This window comes from Acidithrix sp. C25, assembly GCF_904848545.2.
In genome coordinates this window covers 299,175-316,462 of sequence record NZ_CAJHCI020000003.1, presented here as the reverse complement: position 1 = coordinate 316,462, position 17,288 = coordinate 299,175, and the positions used below count along the sequence as shown (strand labels likewise).

Genomic DNA, 17,288 nt, shown 5'->3' with positions numbered 1-17,288 from the left:
ACTTACGAGCCAAGACCACACCAAAGGTAGTCTTGGCTCGTTGTCGTCTTCCAGACATAGACTGCCAGACACAGACCAAAAACTTCCCTGTCTCTATCCCATGTCACTCTAAAAGATCAAAGTGCCAACTAGCCAATAGAGACCTCCTTACTCACTTTCGCGAAACAGCGCGTGAATCATTAGATCTACACAACTCTTGGTGATTCGACTTTTGAAGTAACCTCAAATTACCAGCGCGCCCAGTAATTGAACACGCCTTCGAATGTGTGTGATAGGTACTCAAAGGCAATTGCTCATATCTTTAGACGCATGTGCTTTCGAAGTGCCAATATAGCTCCTTTACACTCCTGCGATCCGTTAGGTCTCTTAGGCAAGACCTGGCTTTTTGATCCCTCATTACAACGGCTAAAAACCATAGACAAACTATTTAAAAAGCCGACTTTGAACAATTTTTTGAAGTTCTACACGAACACTGGCCACCGGTTCCTAGATAGATGGAAGGAGATTGCCAGTGGCGCGATGGCCCTATTTACCAAGTGGCGACGAGATGAAGAGCGGATCATCTTGCTTGTATTTTCAAGCTATAATAATTAAGTAGCTACCAAATTTAGTCAAAGAAAGGCCGACTGTCGCGCAACATTTTATTCAATAGGGCGCCGCTGGTCTGCGCCTCCCAAACTTCCATCTCTTGACGAGATGATGATAAATCGGTCTCGCAGACCGCTTCTGAGCTTGTCAATTTATGGGTGATCTCACTTTGCAATATCCAAGCCTCGCCCTCCTTCCTTGGACAAGGCGAACAACCATCATCACAATGGACCTTTTCTCATTATTAGGACACTAGCTTGGATTCCAGAAAAGAAATTAAAATAGGCGCCTACGAGATCGGCGAAATAGCTAAAACCGTCATCGATCCCAATTCATCAAGAGCTTTTGGTATATATGCTTTTTCAGGCGATCACCCAGGTGTCCATCTAGCCAAATCCGTCGAAGAGCAGGTCTTTCTCGATACCTATGGCAACACAAGTGATCAGCTAAATACTGAATACTATCCATATCTAGATCGCTCCATCTTCCTATGCGTGATCAACCATTCGCTTTCACTTCCCGTTGCATCGATGAGGATAATTCTGCCCTCAGAAAGCGGCACTGGATCAAAGAGCCTTGACGACATCTCTGCTCACTGGGGAATTGAGCCTGTAGCATTAAAGATTCGCCAAGGCGAGAAAATGCCTCTAAATAACTTTTGGGATATCGCGACCCTTTCCGTTCATCGTCAATTTCAAGGCAGAGCAGCTCCTGGTCTAATTGCCATAAGCCTCTACCGTGCATATGTGACAGCTTCTCAAAGCTGTGGTGTTGACTGGACGATCGCCATCTTAGATGATCGTCTATTTAGATTTGGCAACTGGCAATTTGGTGGGACTTGGTCGCGCTTTGAGGATCTTGAACCAAAGGCATATCTAGGTTCAGAGGCTTCGCATCCAGTCTGGTGTCAACTATCCAAATGGCAACAAAGACTTTGGGCCTACAAGCCCGACCTTCACGAGAGCATATTCAGCCCTGGAGGACCTTCACCGACAGTAGAGGAGCTCTCGATAGATTCCTTTAGAAAACAGTTTTTTTCAATCCAGAAGCACTACCCCGCTGAAGGTGAAGTCATCAACCTTCGAGAGTTGGAAAAAGATCGAAATTCAAACGTCGAAGGCGAAAAAAAGATTGCTCGCTCGTTCTAAGTCGCCAATTGTCAAATGAAGATCCGCGGCTTCAACAGGCCTTGATAGATAAAAACCCTGAATAGAGTCACAGCCAAGTTGAAAAATCCGCTGGGCTTGAATCAGTGTCTCGACGCCCTCTGCTATGGTTGACATCCCCAGAGATTTCGCCATTGCGACGATCGACCCTATAAGCCTTGCGTCTGGAGAGTCCAAAGAGACCATAGAGTCGATAAAGGATTTATCGATCTTGAGTTTATCAACTGGAAATTTAGTCAAATATGCCAGAGACGAATAGCCAGAGCCAAAATCATCTATCGCAAGACGAACCCCAAGCTCCTTCAGCGCAAGCAAAATAGCAAAGGAGTTATCAAGGTTCTCCATAACCATCGACTCGGTAAGCTCAATACACAGGCTACGGCCCTCGACCTTATGGCGGACAAGGGCATCATGAACTCGAATAGCTAAATTACTATCGATCAACTGTCCGACTGAGAGATTGACCGAGACGTAAAAGTCGTCGTCCAAGCTCATTTCCCTATTCAACGAGGTGAAGCGATCTAGTGCTATATCGAGCACCCAAGCACCGATCTCTAAGATCATTCCAGACTCTTCGGCAATGGGTATGAAGTCCGTCGGCGAAATTAGACCATGTCTCGGATGATTCCACCTAATTAGCGCTTCTACCCCTTCGACTCGTCCAGTCCTCGTAGCAATAATTGGCTGATATACCAAAAATAATTGATCGAGCTCAATGGCTCTGCGCAAGTCGTACTTCAATTCGAGTCGCCTTGTAACTTCAGTCTGCATCGAAGAGTCAAATACCCTAAAAGTATCCCGCCCCGCCATCTTGGCTTGAAACATTGCCGTATCTGCGCTTCTCAAAAGGGCTTCGGTGTCAAGAGAGTCATTGGGTGAGGTAAGGGCGATTCCAAAGCTTCCAGTCACAAAGAACTTCAGACCATTGACTAAAAATGGTTCACGCAGGAAATCCCGCAAATCAGCGGCGACCGCCGTAGCCACTGCAGCATCTGGGACATCTTTTAGAACGATCAAAAACTCATCGCCACCAAGGCGGGCAACTAGATCGCTTTGGCGAACCCGCAACCGCAACCGTTGTGCTACGCCAATGAGCAACAGATCCCCAAAGGTGTGACCAAAGGAGTCGTTTATCAATTTGAACTGATCTAGGTCCACGAATATCAATGCAACGAACGAAGACTTCGACGCGGAATCCTCCAAAATTCGGGCTAGTTCCTCCGACAAAAGTCGTCGATTGGGAAGACCAGTCAATGCATCGTAAGCGGCTACGTGGGCCAACTGGTCTTCGGAGCGCCGTGCAACCGACATTGCGCGCAAAACCCGTGTCGTTGCCGCGCCGACAAGGCCTATGTCAACCACAAAGACTACTACTCGATCGGAGAAAGAGACCGACTGTTGACCGAAGATCAAAAACGCTGGGGTGGCCAAGGAAAGAGTAATCAAGCTGAACTGAATACGTTGATAACCCTTACCACGGTGTGAATCCGAGATTGAAAGTCGCCTCATAGAGGGCGAGAGAGCGCAACAACTCGCTAAAACGTATGCGCCCCCGTATGGGAGTCCCAAAATTGACAGTGGCAAGTGTAGTAGATCCGCGTCTACAAACATATACAAACTGTCACCCAAGAACATCATCGAGAATGCGCCAAGTAAGAGCCAGTAGGCGACAGATCGTCGGACATCACTCGTAAATGCAATGCGAAGGACCAATATCAAAAGAATCGACGACATCGGCGGATATGCAACTAGAGCAAGTCTTATTGAGATAGAAATTCCTCGGCTCGCACCTAGTGGTTCAATCAGAAAGACCCACGCAACAGCCAAAACCGATAGTCCAGCCATCAATCCATCCAAAATGGCATCAACGGTCTTACCTCGGTCATAGCGCTTCCCGCCTGAGAGTCGCATGAGGCCAGCTGCAAGAATGATATACCCTGGAATAATAATTAAATCGGGTACGAGGGAACGCGAAGGTGTCAAATTCCCCAGTGTGCCCAGAAGCGAACTAAGGGTGCCCCCAGCAATGAATAACCAGAGCGCGCCAAAGATCATCCACCAATTCCAATTGGGGGATGGTCTAAACCTAAGAATACCAACTGCTACAAAAATCGTTGAAACGACGGCGACAAAAACTGGCACAAAGCGCTCAACCGGGCCAAAGAGATCTAGGGCGAAGGCTATCAAAACGACAGTTCCACCCAATGCAACTACGCTCGACGGTGACAATCTCACCTTTATTGCACCGATCTCAAAGGTCATGGCTTACTTTCGGTGTTGTTGCATTTATGTAACAACCAAATTATCGCCATATTGAGGCACTTACTTGAAAAAGATCATGAAATTTATCATCCCAAGCCAGATAATTTAGCGATTGCTACCCCGCGGCAATAAAACAATCCACCATCAAGTGGCGTAACCCTTATAAGCACTCTGCCACCCGTAAAAAGAGAGTCTCCCGTAACCCTCTTAGCTATCAATTCTGCCAATATCGGGCTTTCCAACATAGGAAACTTTACCATCGCTAATTGTCACCATCTGGTTAGCAATAGCCAATAACTCGGGCGCATGTGTAGCTATTAGAACCGCAGCACCAGAGGTAGCCGCATCACCGAGAATTGCTAGGAGTGCCTTCTTTCCAGAGGCATCAAGTCCCGCATATGGCTCATCTAAAACCAAGAGCTTAAATGACCGAACTAGCCCCATCGAAAGAGCAGTCTTTTGCCGTTGCCCCCTCGAAAATCCCCTTGGAAGGCGCTGGCCAAGTTCTTGAATCGCAAACTCTTCCAAAAGCTGATCGGCTCGTTCCTGATAATCCATAAATCCCGAAAGGCGAGCGGCGAAACTCAAATGCTCCATCACAGTTAAGTCGGAATAGAGTGCCGGTTCGTCAAAGACCACCGACGTTACCGCCCTAGCTTGACGACTGCCCCCCTTAGCACCCAAAATGTCAATAGATCCGCTATCGGGAGAGACAAGACCTGCAATGGCTTTGACTAAAGTAGTTTTACCTGCGCCGTTCATACCTACAAGGCAACAAATAGAACCTCGCTTGATGTCGAAAGTGACTCCCTTTAAAATAGGGATATCGTCAAACTTCTTGTCGACATTCTTGACCGAGAGGACTATATCTGACTTCTTGGCCTCTGTATTCTTTGCCACTTAGAACTACTCCGCTTTCAAAATTTTCTGTCCGCCTATCCATGCCCAACCCGCCAAGGGAGCAATAAGCACAAAAGATGACGCCGAAAGTGCTGCACTTGATGCAGACGAATGATGGGCCAACGCGCCGTGGGCATTTATTGCAGCCACTATCCAGGCATTGGCAATTATTACAGGAATTAGCTCAATGAAAAACTTGAAGGCCTGCACCTCTGGTACCAGCACAAAGGCCGATACATCTTGACCTTTGCCACTTCGAACCTGGGCTACAGCACCTCCGAAGACGCTGGTAATCGCCATCGCAACGCTCAGGGGCAACAAAATGCTAAATGTCGTACCGGAAACCAAAAAGTAAACGATTACATCAGAGACCAAAGTCAATACAATTGCGATTGCTGCTGGCAGCATCGTAGATCGATTCAATAACCATCCATCTTCAACTGGATAGTTCACAAACCTATCAGCCTTGTCAACCAACGAACCAACTGAATCAGACAACTCGAGGCCCATTACAAAACAAAGCGGCACTGCCACGAAAAATAAAATCACTGAATGCAGCCAGGCGTTTGCAATGATGAAAACGACTGACAAATTCAAGATGAAAAGACGAATATACCTCTTGATGGACCAGTTGTAAATATTCGACAACGAGCGAAGCGAAGGTGTTGACTTCGGTGTACGAAATAAAGCTTCAGCGATTTTAGGCAATCTGCGCCCAACATAACCGTTCTCACCCAAAGATCTTGATATGCCAATAATGCTTCTTACGTCTCGCATTCCAATTGCAAAGCGGAGGCGCGAAATTAGCTCAGAGTGACGTTCTATGGGCTCCAGATCTGCCTTCGGAAGTCGAAGCACCCCTAATATCCCAATCACTAAGCCTGTCGCGAGCACGACCATATTTTGCAGATCCGTCGGAGACATTGCCTTTAATGGTCCGCCCAAAACGGCGATAGGAGAGGTGGAACCCGAGAGAATAGGGACCACTCCAACCAATATCAATACTAACCCAAGTGCATATCCCTTGATCCCACTGAGTGAAAAACTCACAGATAAAAGCGCCATGCCGGCATAGGCAAAGCCACACGCAATTCCAAAGATTCCAAAGTCAATAGCCGGTGTAGCTGCTTGGTGATGCGAAAGAGCGTGCAGCGCAACACCAACGCCACCGCCGCCAGCTGCTCCTATGTAACCATAGTGAAAAAGGGTTCGAATGGCTTTTTGTCTCAATAGCCGCTCTCGACCCACGTCCGACAAAAAGACCATCCGCATCTCTGGACGATGAACCGTGAGAGGACCGCCCCGAGTTCCTAGCATTGCGCCTAGAAATAAAATAAATAAGAATAAGGCGGTTCCGTAGTTGTTGGCATTCGAATGGAAAAAAGCGATGTCAGACGAGGTAGGAACGAAATAGGTCGATGATGTTGAGATAATATCAACCAAAAGTGCAGCGACGATGATCACGAAGTATCCCTTCACGATCACCGCCAACTTGTCATTGTTTTCTAGGAAGTGGGAACGCCGCGCAGATGAAAGCTCGCGCAGCAATTCCCTTTCTTGATTTGCCAAGGAATCTAGCCGCCAGAAACGTCGCGAATATTCGAAGAATTCGCTAGGAACGGCATCATATTACGAAGTTGTCTTCCAACTTCTTCAATTGGATGATTCGCAGCGGCGCTACGCAACTCGTTGAAGTGCTTCTGGCCATTCTCGTTCTCTGCGATCCATTCGTCTGCAAATTGACCAGAACGAATCTCATCCAAAACCTTCTTCATCTCGGCCTTCACGCCCGAAGAGATTACGCGAGGACCGATCTTCAAACCACCCCACTCAGCGGTCTCAGATACGGAGAACCACATTCCGGAGAGACCATCCTGATACAAAAGATCCACAATCAGCTTAAGCTCGTGCAGACATTCAAAATATGCCGACTCAGGTTGATATCCAGCCTCGACCAAGGTCTCAAAACCAGCAGTTACTAACGCAGAAAGCCCACCACAAAGTACGGTCTGTTCGCCAAAGAGGTCGGTCTCTGTCTCTTCAGAAAATGTTGTTTCCAACACGCCCGCCTTAGTCGATCCTATGTGATGCGCATAAGAAAGTGCCAGCTCACGTGCATTTGTTGTGGCGTCTTGATGAACTGCAATCAACGAAGGGATGCCTCCGCCTTCGGCATAGGTCCGACGAAGAAGATGGCCAGGCCCTTTTGGTGCGACCATTGCAACATCTATTCCTGGCGCCGGTTGAATCTGCTCATAGCGAATATTGAAGCCATGGGCAAATAAAAGAGCGTCACCGTCCTTTAGATTCGGGGCGATCTCTTCGTCGTAGATCTTCTTTTGAGCGGTGTCGGGGGCGAGCAACATTACTACGTCAGCCCATGCACTTGCATCACTAACGCTCATCGTGGTGAGCCCCGCATCCTTTGCCTTGACTACCGACGAAGATCCTTCCCGGAGGCCAACTACAACTTCAACACCTGAATCAGCCAAGTTCAGCGCATGTGCGTGACCTTGTGATCCATATCCGATAACCGCTACTTTTTTGCCTAGAAGCAAAGAAGGATTTGCATCGGCTTCGTAAAACATTTCAGCCATCTGGCTAGCTTGCCTTTCCCTTTGAAATTCCACCGCGCGAACTCGAACGAGTCAGCTTTGTTAAGGCAACTCGGCCAGTTCGCTGTACTTCTACTATTCCGAATACTTTAATCAGTTCGCTAAAGTCATCCAGTTTTTCCGGAGTATCTGCCAAGGCTAGTGTAAGACGTTCAAGACCAACGTCCAACACTTTCGCACCAAAGATTCCAGCCAACTCGAGTATTTGCGATCTACTTTGAGTGTCCGCTGCCACCACAGCAAGCAACAACTCCTGCTCAACAGAGTCTCGGGGATCGATCTCTGTAATTTTGATAACATTAATCAATTTATGGAGCTGCTTGGTGATCTGCTCTAGCGTTACCGACTCCAAATCTACAACAATGGTCAACCGTGAGAATCTCTGATCGTCGGTCGGCGCTACAGCAAGCGAATAGATGTTATAGCCGCGGCGTGAAAACAGCTGTGCCACCCGCGCCAAAACTCCCGCTTTATTCTCCACCAGTACCGATAGAACATGGTGATCTATCTCATTGGCGCTTTTTCCACCAGGTAAACTCATTGGAATAAGGTTAGGTCCTGAAACGGTCATCTACTTCCCTTCAAACATAGGTCCAAGAAAAACTTCATCGTTGGTCGAACCCGAGGGGACCATCGGGAAGACCTTCTCGCGCCAATCTGTCCTAAATTCGATAACCACAGATCGGTCATCGATCTCATTCGCCTTTTCAATCGCAGGGGCCACCTCTTCAGGAGATTCGACTCGAATGCCAACGCACCCCATAGCCTCTGCCCATTTGACGTAGTCTGGTAGGTCTGGAGAGAGATAAACCTCGGAATATCTTTGATCGTAAAACATCTCTTGCCACTGACGCACCATGCCAAGATAGGCGTTATTCAAAAGTGCAATCTTTACAGGAATTCGCTCGGCAGAGGCGGTCACCAACTCTTGGGCCGTCATTTGAAAACACCCATCTCCATCTACTGCCCAAACCATCTTGTCTGGTCGTCCTACCTTTGCACCTATGGCCGCGGGTATTGCAAATCCCATCGTTCCAAGGCCTCCTGAATTGATCCAGGTGTTTGCATCATTAAACTTCCAATACTGCGATCCCCACATCTGATGCTGTCCTACGCCTGAAGCCAGAATTGTTCCTGGAGGAGCCAGTGACGATAAGGTCTCAACAACGTACTGCGGCTTTAGCGAGCCATCGGCTGGATCTTTTTCATATGCAAGCGGATACTTTTCTTGCCACTGACGAATCTGAGAAATCCAAGCAGAGATATCTTGAGCTTGCATCTCACCTGCTTCGCCTCGATCGAGTGCCTCGATGAGCTCTTGAATGACCAGCTTTACGTCACCAACGATTGGGATATCGGCTCTACGCACCTTACCAAGTTCGGCAGGGTCAATGTCGACGTGGATAACCTTGGCATTTGGTGCAAAGCCAGAGACCTTCCCGGTTACCCTATCGTCAAACCTCGCGCCGAGCGTGATCAGCAAGTCAGCCTTTTGCATCGACGTTATGGCAGTGTAGTTGCCATGCATACCAGGCATACCGAGACATAGGGGATGCTCGTCGGGGAACGCTCCGCGACCCATCAAGGTCGTAACAACGGGAATCTGAGTCTTTTCGACAAGTGAAAATAGCGCACTTGTTGCATTAGCCCTGATACATCCACCGCCAATATAGAAAACCGGAGCCTTGGCCTCTTTGATCATTCGAGCAGCAGCCGCTATAGAGCGTGGGTGCCCCTTGGTATTAGGACGATAGCCAGGCAAGTCGATCGTCTCTGGCCAGTACCAATCCATCATCTGGTTAGCAACGTCCTTGGGGAGATCCACTAAGACGGGACCCGGGCGGCCAGTCGTAGCCACATGGAATGCTTGAGCTATGGTCTCTGGAATCTCATTCGCATCTTTTACGAGCCAGTTGTGCTTTGTAATACTCATGGTGATGCCAGTCGTATCTGCCTCTTGAAAGGCATCAGTCCCAATCGAAGAGGTCGCCACCTGACCAGTTATTACCACCATGGGAATCGAATCCATATATGCATCCGCAAGTGGCGTTACTATGTTGGTCGCGGCAGGTCCAGATGTAACAATCGCGACGCCCGGTCGGTTAGTTGCCTGAGCATACCCTTCGGCCATATGGCCAGCGCCTTGCTCATGACGGACCAAGATATGACGAATTGGTGAGTCTATAATAGGATCGTACACTGGCAAAATCGCCCCGCCAGGTAGGCCAAAAACGACGTCGACGCCCTGCATCTCAAGACTCTTGACTAATGCTTGTGCACCTGTTAATTTCATCTTATTGTCATCCTTCGTCCCGTAAACTCACGCTGCAATCATTTCAATAGTCAATTTGAGGTATAAAAAAACCTCCCTGTTGGGAGGTTAAGTAGCGCCTTGAAGCAGTGCTTCGGCGCTACAAGACTACAAGTACTACTTCAAAGAAGGCAGATAATTTCATTGCCCTATATCCTAATACCCATTCAACCATTCGTCAAATCAAATCTATATAATCAGTCCACCCAATCAAAGCTTTAGCACCTTCTGGCCACTCAAGATATCACCCTTTCGAGGGCCAGAAGGCCTGCTAACTACTTAGATATCACCGATTACGAAAAGAAATTCGTGACGGCACCGATCTCTGCACCCTGGACCAACTTGGCATACTTTGCCAACACTCCAGATGTGTATCTGGGCATCGGAGCCTTGACGTTGGCAAAACGGCGCTCCATCTCGTCTTTAGTCAAATGAAGATCGATCGTCTTTGTATTCACGTCTATAGTTATTCGATCACCATTTTGCACAATTGCAATCGGACCACCGTCTAGAGCCTCAGGCGCTACGTGACCGATACAAAAACCGTGCGTTCCACCACTAAAGCGACCATCGGTTACCAGCGCACAATCGCCACCTCTTCCAGCACCTTTTAGCGCACCGGTAACCGCTAACATCTCGCGCATGCCAGGACCGCCCTTAGGCCCCTCGTATCGAATTACCAAAACGGTATTTGGCCTGATCTCACCAGCTAAAATCGCATCCAGCGCCTTTTCTTCCCCATCGAATACCGCAGCCGTACCGTCAAAGGTGAACTGGTCGATACCTGCGACTTTGACGACTGAACCCAAGGGAGCTAAAGAACCGCTAAGAATGGCGATTCCGCCAATCTCATGAAGCGGCGAAGAGAGACTATGCACGACTTTGCCATCTGGCTGAGGCGGGTTGATCTGCGCCAAGTTCTCCGCTATGGTCTTTCCCGTAACAGTCATACAGTCACCATTTAAAAGACCGGCCTCTAATAGATGCGCCATCACAACAGGAACTCCGCCGATTTGATCGAGATCACTCATGTGATACTTTCCATGTGGCTTAGTATCGGCGATGTGTGGGGTACGCGCGGCAATGCGATTAAAGTCAGCCAAGGTCAAGTCAACTCGGGCCTCATAGGCAATCGCCAACAGGTGAAGAACGGCGTTGGTGGACCCACCAAGAGCCATGACGAGGGCGATTGCATTCTCGAATGCTGCCTTTGACATTATCTGTCGAGGGCGAATTCCTCGCTCCAGCAAAGCGACAACGGCCTCTCCAGATTGAAAGGCGTAATCCGACCGTCGTGAATCGATGGCTGGAGCCGACGATGATCCAGGAAGCGCCATCCCTAGCGCCTCCGCAACCGATGCCATTGTGTTTGCGGTGAACATACCTGCACATGAACCAATAGTTGGACATGCTTCAGATTCAATAAGAGCCAACTCTTCATCGCTGAGCGCTCCGGCCGCGCGGGCTCCGACCGCTTCGAAGACGGTAACTATATCGATCGCCTCACCCTTGTGGATTCCTGGCATGATAGTTCCACCGTATAAAAATACAGTTGGGAGGTCTAAGCGAGCAGCAGCCATCAACATACCGGGCAGCGACTTGTCACAACCAGCTAAAGTCACCATACCGTCGAATCGTTCAGCGTGCATAACGGTCTCAACGCTATCGGTTATCACCTCTCGAGAGACCAAGCTGGCATGCATGCCTTCATGGCCCATTGAAATTCCATCAGAGACAGCGATGGTATTAAACTCCAATGGAAAACCGCCCGCGGAAAGGACTCCTTGCTTGGCACTCTTGGCTAAAACGTCTAAAGGCATATTACATGGAGTAACCTCGTTCCATGAAGAGGCCACCCCAATTTGGGGCTTATCCCAGTCTTGATCACCCATACCGACGGCTCGTAACATCGCTCGAGCCGGGGCTCGACGAAAGCCATCCGTAACGTCGCCTGATCTTGGCTTCATTGATCCTGACATGCAAACCACCGTCTATCCATCTCGTAGATTTTCTTACTGCACTAATAGGTTATTCGAATAGCATCCAAATTTCCAAAAAGTCACCCTAACAAAGTTTTTAAAGAGACCAATACCAAATCAATGATCATTTCTGCGTGCACTTTTTTCAACGCTACCGCTTCCCCATGGCACTATCATCAGGGCCAAAGATGCAAAGCGGACCCGCACTTTAGCCCAATCGACGGGCTGCCATCTCCGAGGCTAAGGTCTTTCCGTTGACCTTACCGTTGGTAATCTTCATTGCTTTTCCAATAAAAAACCCCGCCAGCTGATTCTCTCCAGCGCAAAGTCGTTCCCATTCCATTGAATTTTCACTGATCAACCTATCGAGGAGTTCCGAAATCTCATCTTGAGAGGCTGCCTTATATCCGAGTTCCTCGATAAGGGCCGACACTTCTTCGTTATGGTTCGAAGCGATTCGAGACAAAAGTGTCTTCGCCTGGGTGGATGAGACCTTACCTTGACTTTCAAGCGAAATAACTTCAATGAATTTGCCACGGGGAAACTCCGCGACTTCGAAAGAGTCTACAGTGGCTTGATTTACATAAGATGCAAGCTCATTCGAGCCCCGTGCTAAAGCAAGGCGCGCTGGTACCCCAGTTCTCACAGCATCCAGCACATGCTCATCCAAATCAAACTTGACACAGGTTTGAACCTGCTCCAGCTCACTTCTCGTAAGCTCTCCATCTAGTAGTTCCCTCAATCGCAGCCTCCGTGCCGGTGGAAGGATCCCAAGGGCCCGCGCTATCGTAGCCACCTCATCCATATCTGGATCCAATGGCGTTAGATCGGGCTCTGGGAAATAACGATAGTCATAGGCCTCTTCTTTGGAGCGAAGTGCAGAGGTAACCCCTTGGTCCTCATTCCAATGGCGAGTCTCCTGTCGTATCGATTGACCAGCAGACAAAGCCTCCATTTGACGCCGAGCTTCGTAATTGATCGCTCGACCGAGTGATCGAAGGGAATTTAAATTCTTAATCTCGCATCTGGTGCCCAATTTCTCGGTGCCCAGGGGCCTTACCGAGACATTTGCATCCACACGCAGCGAGCCCTCTTCCATCTTGCCATCACTTGCCTTTGTGGAAACTAAGATAGCCCGAAGTTCAGAGACATATTCTCGAGCTTCATCTGCGCTTGAGAGATCAGGAGCCGAAACGATCTCCACCAGAGGAATTCCAGCTCGGTTGTAGTCCACCAATGAAAAATCAGCCCCATGTATTCGACCAGAAGTCCCAACATGTGTCGTCTTTCCAGTATCTTCTTCCATATGCGCCCGTTCGATTCGCACAGTCTTGGAAAACGACGGGAGTTCCAACTTTCCATTTACGCAAATTGGCTCATCGTACTGAGAAACTTGATAGTCCTTTGGCATATCCGGATAGAAATAGTTCTTGCGATGAAATACAGACGGTCTAATCTCACATGAAAGAGCCGAACCGATACGAATGGCATATTCAACCGCGCGCTCATTAATCACCGGTAAAGAACCAGGGAGCCCTAGGCACACAGGACATATATTCGTGTTTGGCTCTGAGCCAAATTGATTGGCACATCCGCAAAATAGTTTGGTATTCGTCTTTAGTTCACAGTGGACTTCGAGTCCAATGGTAATTATATATTCATCTTCAATTGCCATAATTCATCCCTATACTGTTCCTGTAATAAACCACTTAAACAGATCTTTGTCAATGCGCCCATTGAGGCTTGGCCATGTAGGTCGATGCGCCTTCTAATGCGCGAGCAACCTGGAACATCACTCTCTCTGAAAGGGCTGGAGCGAGAATCTGAACCCCAACTGGCAGGCCATCTGCTCCGCCACCAAATGGGACGCTCATCGCTGGATGACCAGCTAAATTAGACGGAATTGTGCATACATCGGACATGTACATCGAAAGTGGGTCGCTCTTGTCACCAAAGCCAAAGGCAACTGTAGGCGAGGTCGGAGAGACAAGGACGTCAAAGTCACTATATGCGCGAGCAAACTCGCTCACAATCAAGGTTCTCACCTTCTGGGCCTTACCATATAGTGCGTCGTAGTATCCGGCCGAAAGCGCATAGGTTCCCAGCATTATGCGCCGCTTCACCTCTGGGCCAAAACCCGCTTCTCGGCTCAGGCCATAGGTCTCATTCATATCTGCGCCTGTAACTCGAAGCCCATAACGAACCCCATCAAAACGTGCTAAGTTTGAAGATGCCTCTGCGGGGGCGATCAGGTAATACGACGACAGTCCATATCTAACGGCAGGGATGGACACAGTCTCCACCTTGGCTCCGCAACTTCTGAGCGCATCAAGGCTTTGATTAAAGACGCCAAGCACATCATTTGAAACGTCGCTCATCATCTCCTGGATAACTCCAATTCGCAATGATGAGATATCGCTTTCGTTGGGCGCATGCTCGTAAGTTGCGGTTCGACTCGATGTCGAATCCATACCGTCATGGCCAGCGATTACAGATAAGACAAGACTCGCATCGTCAACGCTCTTGGCAAAAGGACCGATCTGATCCAACGACGAGGCAAATGCAATCAATCCATAACGAGAAACCAACCCATAAGTTGGCTTTACGCCAACAACCCCGCATAAGGATGCCGGCTGACGTATCGAACCCCCAGTATCAGAACCAATGGCTATTGGTGCGAATCTAGAAGCGACGCTTGCAGCGCTACCACCTGACGATCCACCTGGAACTCGGTCAAGTTTGACAGGATTACGAGTAGGAAAGTAGGCCGAGTTCTCAGTCGATGAACCCATTGCGAACTCATCCAAATTGGTCTTACCGATAGGAATTGCACCCTGACTGATTAGCTTTTCGATCACGGTGGCGGTATATGGTGGCTCCCAACCACTCAAAATCTTTGAGGCACACGTCGTTTCCACTCCTTGAAGAACCATATTGTCTTTTAGTGCAACAGGCACACCAGCAAGAGCTCCAAGTTCTTCGCCGCCGGAGCGTCGTTTGTCGATCTCTTTGGCCCGTTCGATCGCTCGATCCGCCATAACCAATAAAAAGGCACCGACATCGCCGTCATGCTCATTTATCTCACTCAAATGAGCTGAGACAACCTCAAGAGCACTCAATTCACCTGACTTGACAGCTTTGGCTATTTCAACAGCGCCTAATTCGATAATTTCCACTTTTACTGGTTAGTCCTCTCCGATAATCTTTGGAACCAAGAACATATTGGCTTGGGTTTCTGGCGCCATTCTAAGGACCTCTTCGCGATTTACACTTTTGCGGACTTCATCGCTACGCATAACATTTTTAATCGGGAGCGCATGGCGAGTTGGAGCGACATCATCAAGATTTAAGCTTTCGATATCTTTAGCGTGCTCCAAGATTGCCGCTAGCTGTCCGGTGAAGTCCTCGATCTCAGCCTCAGACAAGGCCAGTCTGGCTAAGTGCGCAATATGGCGCGTTTCATTGCTCGATATCTTATCTGCTGACATGTCTTACAGACTAGGTCTATCAGCTCTGTAATCGATCGACTGATCGATCACTCTTAGGACTTTGATAAGAAGCAAATCTCAAATTCAACGCAACTTACCATAGTGCAAAAAAAATTCCCGGATTAAATCATCCAAACAGAAACGATCCTTATAGAGTCTCAAATACCTATTTACCCCTTGAGCCTTGAACCTTGAACCTTGAACCTTGAACGGAGAATAGATCTCACCGTGTCAAAGGCGCTGGAAGTCTTGATGGTTGCCCTAGGAAGTCAAGTCCTTTATCTTGGCCACAATTTCATTAGGAGAAAGGGATTCAGGAGAAAAAGCACTTTGCAAAGCTATCAACTTAGTGAAGTCGCCGGTCACCCTGATCTTTCCAGCCATAAAAGCTGTCATTGCAACCTGAAAGTCGAGATCCACAAAGATCGACTTTGCCGTTTCATAGTCGATTCGAATCGTAATTTCTGCATCTTCAAGTTCGCCCAACTCTATGTCGATAAAGCCTTCCGAAGAGTCGATATAGATCTTGACTTCACTATTGCCAAATGGGACATCGGTTACAATCTGGTTCATCCGAATTGCTACATCCACCGAAGGCGTATCGCTTTGCTCGCTATAGGCCTGGCGGATATCGCGGACTCTCTCGATCCACTCGGGTGACAAAAACGGATACTTTTCCACGATCTAAAAACCTCCATCGGCAATTGCACTACATGTTAGTTACAAGCTTTAAAGTTGCTACATATCGCCGCTTTCCTTCAGGTCTATTGAAATCTCGCCGCAACTTCAAAAGGATTCAATGCAGATCAGTGAAATTAGCCGATAAGCGACAGATAGCAATCGGCCTGTCACCCTTTTCATCAACCTAAGACAACGCAGATAGCCAAAATCCAAATGCTACACGCCAAAGGGCATCGTCCTTAGTTTCGCGGTACAATCTCATGGCCGTGAGATCACAAAGTGTATTCCTTGCAAAAACCCAGTAAGGGCACGTCTATAAAACGAGAGCAGAACCTTGAGCAAAAATTGATCGACTATTTGTATCAGCCATAAGAAAATCCTCAATCTTCAATAGCCGCTATCGGCTAAGGTAGAAATTTGTAGATAGATCCGAAAATAAATTTACGGACCGAAAAACAAAAGGTTCAATTGCGAGATATCTAAAGTCTTGCAAAGGAGAGAAATGACACCACAATTTGATATACCCAATGACCATCGGCAGCCCTTCTTTGTCGACGGAGGCCCAGATTCAAAGAAGGTGCTGTTCATTCATGGCTTCACTGGCTCACCTCAAACCTTTTTGCCTCAATATATTGCAGCTGCTAACGCTGGCCATACCGTAAGCGTTCCACTCCTTTCGGGCCACGGTACCGTCTTAGAAGATATGCTCGAGACTAGATACGAAGACTATCTCAGAGATGTTGACCAAGCAGCTCAAGGCCTAGGCGAAGAGAACGAGGCGATCTATGTGGTTGGCATCTCGATGGGAGGTACCCTCTCTCTTGATCTCGCATTGCGCAATCGCCGAGTAAAGGCAATGGTACTTGTAAATCCACTGGTCCTACCTCCACCGCCGGACTTCTTCGACTTGATCGATCAAGTTTTAGAAAGTGGTCTAGAAGTTTTTCCAGCCATTGGCTCGGACATAGCAAATCCAGAGATGGAGGAAGCATCATATCCAGGGGCACCAGTGCGAGCAGCTAAGTCTCTATTCGAAGCGGCAAAGGAACTCTCGCCCAAGGTAAGTGAGATTGCCATACCGATCTTGCTATTTAGTTCGATACAAGACCATGTAGTTGCAGTTGAATCAGGCGAATACCTCCGCGATAATGCCCAAAACGTAACAAGGGTAGTTCTGGAAAAGTCGTTTCACGTCGCTACACTGGACTACGATTCAGAGATAATCACAGAGGGAATGCTGGAATTTATTACGAAAAATTAGACATTTGATTGGGCTTTTTCTCCGTTGGGAAAAATCG

At 48.2% G+C, this 17,288-nt stretch carries 13 protein-coding genes; 2 read left to right on the top strand and 11 right to left on the bottom strand.

Annotated features, from left to right (window positions below; translation table 11 throughout):
• Nucleotides 1-845: 845 nt before the first annotated feature.
• On the top strand, nt 846-1,736 hold the full coding sequence (locus tag ACIDITHRIX25_RS000000100505; protein WP_052606380.1) for a hypothetical protein: 891 nt from the start codon (nt 846-848) through the stop codon (nt 1,734-1,736).
• Here the strand turns inward: ACIDITHRIX25_RS000000100505 and ACIDITHRIX25_RS000000100500 are convergent.
• The 11 genes from ACIDITHRIX25_RS000000100500 to ACIDITHRIX25_RS000000100450 all read right to left on the bottom strand — a co-directional run bounded on the left by ACIDITHRIX25_RS000000100500 (nt 1,695) and on the right by ACIDITHRIX25_RS000000100450 (nt 15,990).
• Complete coding sequence (locus tag ACIDITHRIX25_RS000000100500; protein WP_052606381.1) at nt 1,695-4,016, bottom strand: putative bifunctional diguanylate cyclase/phosphodiesterase; 2,322 nt, start codon at nt 4,014-4,016, stop codon at nt 1,695-1,697. The genes ACIDITHRIX25_RS000000100505 and ACIDITHRIX25_RS000000100500 overlap by 42 nt on opposite strands.
• 207 nt (nt 4,017-4,223) lie before the next feature.
• Nucleotides 4,224-4,916 (bottom strand): ABC transporter ATP-binding protein, encoded by a 693-nt coding sequence (locus tag ACIDITHRIX25_RS000000100495; protein WP_052606382.1) that lies wholly within the window; start codon nt 4,914-4,916, stop codon nt 4,224-4,226.
• Between the two features lie 6 nt (nt 4,917-4,922).
• Entirely contained in the window at nt 4,923-6,485 is a 1,563-nt protein-coding gene (locus tag ACIDITHRIX25_RS000000100490) for a hypothetical protein (protein WP_052606383.1), read from the bottom strand.
• Nucleotides 6,486-6,490: 5 nt separating this feature from the next.
• Nucleotides 6,491-7,513, bottom strand: coding sequence for a ketol-acid reductoisomerase (gene ilvC, locus ACIDITHRIX25_RS000000100485; protein ID WP_052606384.1), 1,023 nt, complete (start codon nt 7,511-7,513; stop codon nt 6,491-6,493).
• Between the two features lie 4 nt (nt 7,514-7,517).
• On the bottom strand, nt 7,518-8,102 hold the full coding sequence (gene ilvN, locus ACIDITHRIX25_RS000000100480; RefSeq protein WP_082058741.1) for an acetolactate synthase small subunit: 585 nt from the start codon (nt 8,100-8,102) through the stop codon (nt 7,518-7,520).
• Nucleotides 8,103-9,824 carry an acetolactate synthase large subunit gene (locus ACIDITHRIX25_RS000000100475; protein ID WP_052606385.1) on the bottom strand — a complete coding sequence of 574 codons (1,722 nt, stop codon included), beginning with the start codon at nt 9,822-9,824 and terminating at the stop codon, nt 8,103-8,105.
• Between the two features lie 311 nt (nt 9,825-10,135).
• Complete coding sequence (gene ilvD / locus ACIDITHRIX25_RS000000100470) at nt 10,136-11,809, bottom strand: dihydroxy-acid dehydratase (protein WP_235347814.1); 1,674 nt, start codon at nt 11,807-11,809, stop codon at nt 10,136-10,138.
• Nucleotides 11,810-12,029: 220 nt separating this feature from the next.
• Nucleotides 12,030-13,496 (bottom strand): Asp-tRNA(Asn)/Glu-tRNA(Gln) amidotransferase subunit GatB, encoded by a 1,467-nt coding sequence (gene gatB / locus ACIDITHRIX25_RS000000100465; RefSeq protein WP_201731937.1) that lies wholly within the window; start codon nt 13,494-13,496, stop codon nt 12,030-12,032.
• Nucleotides 13,497-13,545: 49 nt separating this feature from the next.
• Nucleotides 13,546-14,997 (bottom strand): Asp-tRNA(Asn)/Glu-tRNA(Gln) amidotransferase subunit GatA, encoded by a 1,452-nt coding sequence (gatA, locus tag ACIDITHRIX25_RS000000100460; RefSeq protein ID WP_201731936.1) that lies wholly within the window; start codon nt 14,995-14,997, stop codon nt 13,546-13,548.
• A gap of 9 nt (nt 14,998-15,006) precedes the next feature.
• Nucleotides 15,007-15,309 (bottom strand): Asp-tRNA(Asn)/Glu-tRNA(Gln) amidotransferase subunit GatC, encoded by a 303-nt coding sequence (gene gatC / locus ACIDITHRIX25_RS000000100455; protein WP_052606389.1) that lies wholly within the window; start codon nt 15,307-15,309, stop codon nt 15,007-15,009.
• Nucleotides 15,310-15,570: 261 nt separating this feature from the next.
• Complete coding sequence (locus tag ACIDITHRIX25_RS000000100450) at nt 15,571-15,990, bottom strand: SCP2 sterol-binding domain-containing protein (RefSeq protein WP_201731935.1); 420 nt, start codon at nt 15,988-15,990, stop codon at nt 15,571-15,573.
• Between the two features lie 502 nt (nt 15,991-16,492).
• Here ACIDITHRIX25_RS000000100450 and ACIDITHRIX25_RS000000100445 point away from each other — a divergent pair.
• The gene (locus tag ACIDITHRIX25_RS000000100445; protein ID WP_201731934.1) at nt 16,493-17,251 is read left to right on the top strand and encodes an alpha/beta hydrolase; all 759 of its coding nucleotides are present in this window, start codon (nt 16,493-16,495) and stop codon (nt 17,249-17,251) included.
• Nucleotides 17,252-17,288: the final 37 nt, after the last annotated feature.

Coding starts and splice junctions, on each gene's coding strand:
- ACIDITHRIX25_RS000000100500 (WP_052606381.1), bottom strand. CDS start 4,016: ATGACCTTTGAGATCGGTGCAATAAAGGTGAGATTGTCACCGTCGAGC.
- ilvC (WP_052606384.1), bottom strand. CDS start 7,513: ATGGCTGAAATGTTTTACGAAGCCGATGCAAATCCTTCTTTGCTTCTA.
- ilvN (WP_082058741.1), bottom strand. CDS start 8,102: ATGACCGTTTCAGGACCTAACCTTATTCCAATGAGTTTACCTGGTGGA.
- ACIDITHRIX25_RS000000100475 (WP_052606385.1), bottom strand. CDS start 9,824: ATGAAATTAACAGGTGCACAAGCATTAGTCAAGAGTCTTGAGATGCAG.
- ilvD (WP_235347814.1), bottom strand. CDS start 11,809: ATGAAGCCAAGATCAGGCGACGTTACGGATGGCTTTCGTCGAGCCCCG.
- gatB (WP_201731937.1), bottom strand. CDS start 13,496: ATGGCAATTGAAGATGAATATATAATTACCATTGGACTCGAAGTCCAC.
- gatC (WP_052606389.1), bottom strand. CDS start 15,309: ATGTCAGCAGATAAGATATCGAGCAATGAAACGCGCCATATTGCGCAC.
- ACIDITHRIX25_RS000000100445 (WP_201731934.1), top strand. CDS start 16,493: ATGACACCACAATTTGATATACCCAATGACCATCGGCAGCCCTTCTTT.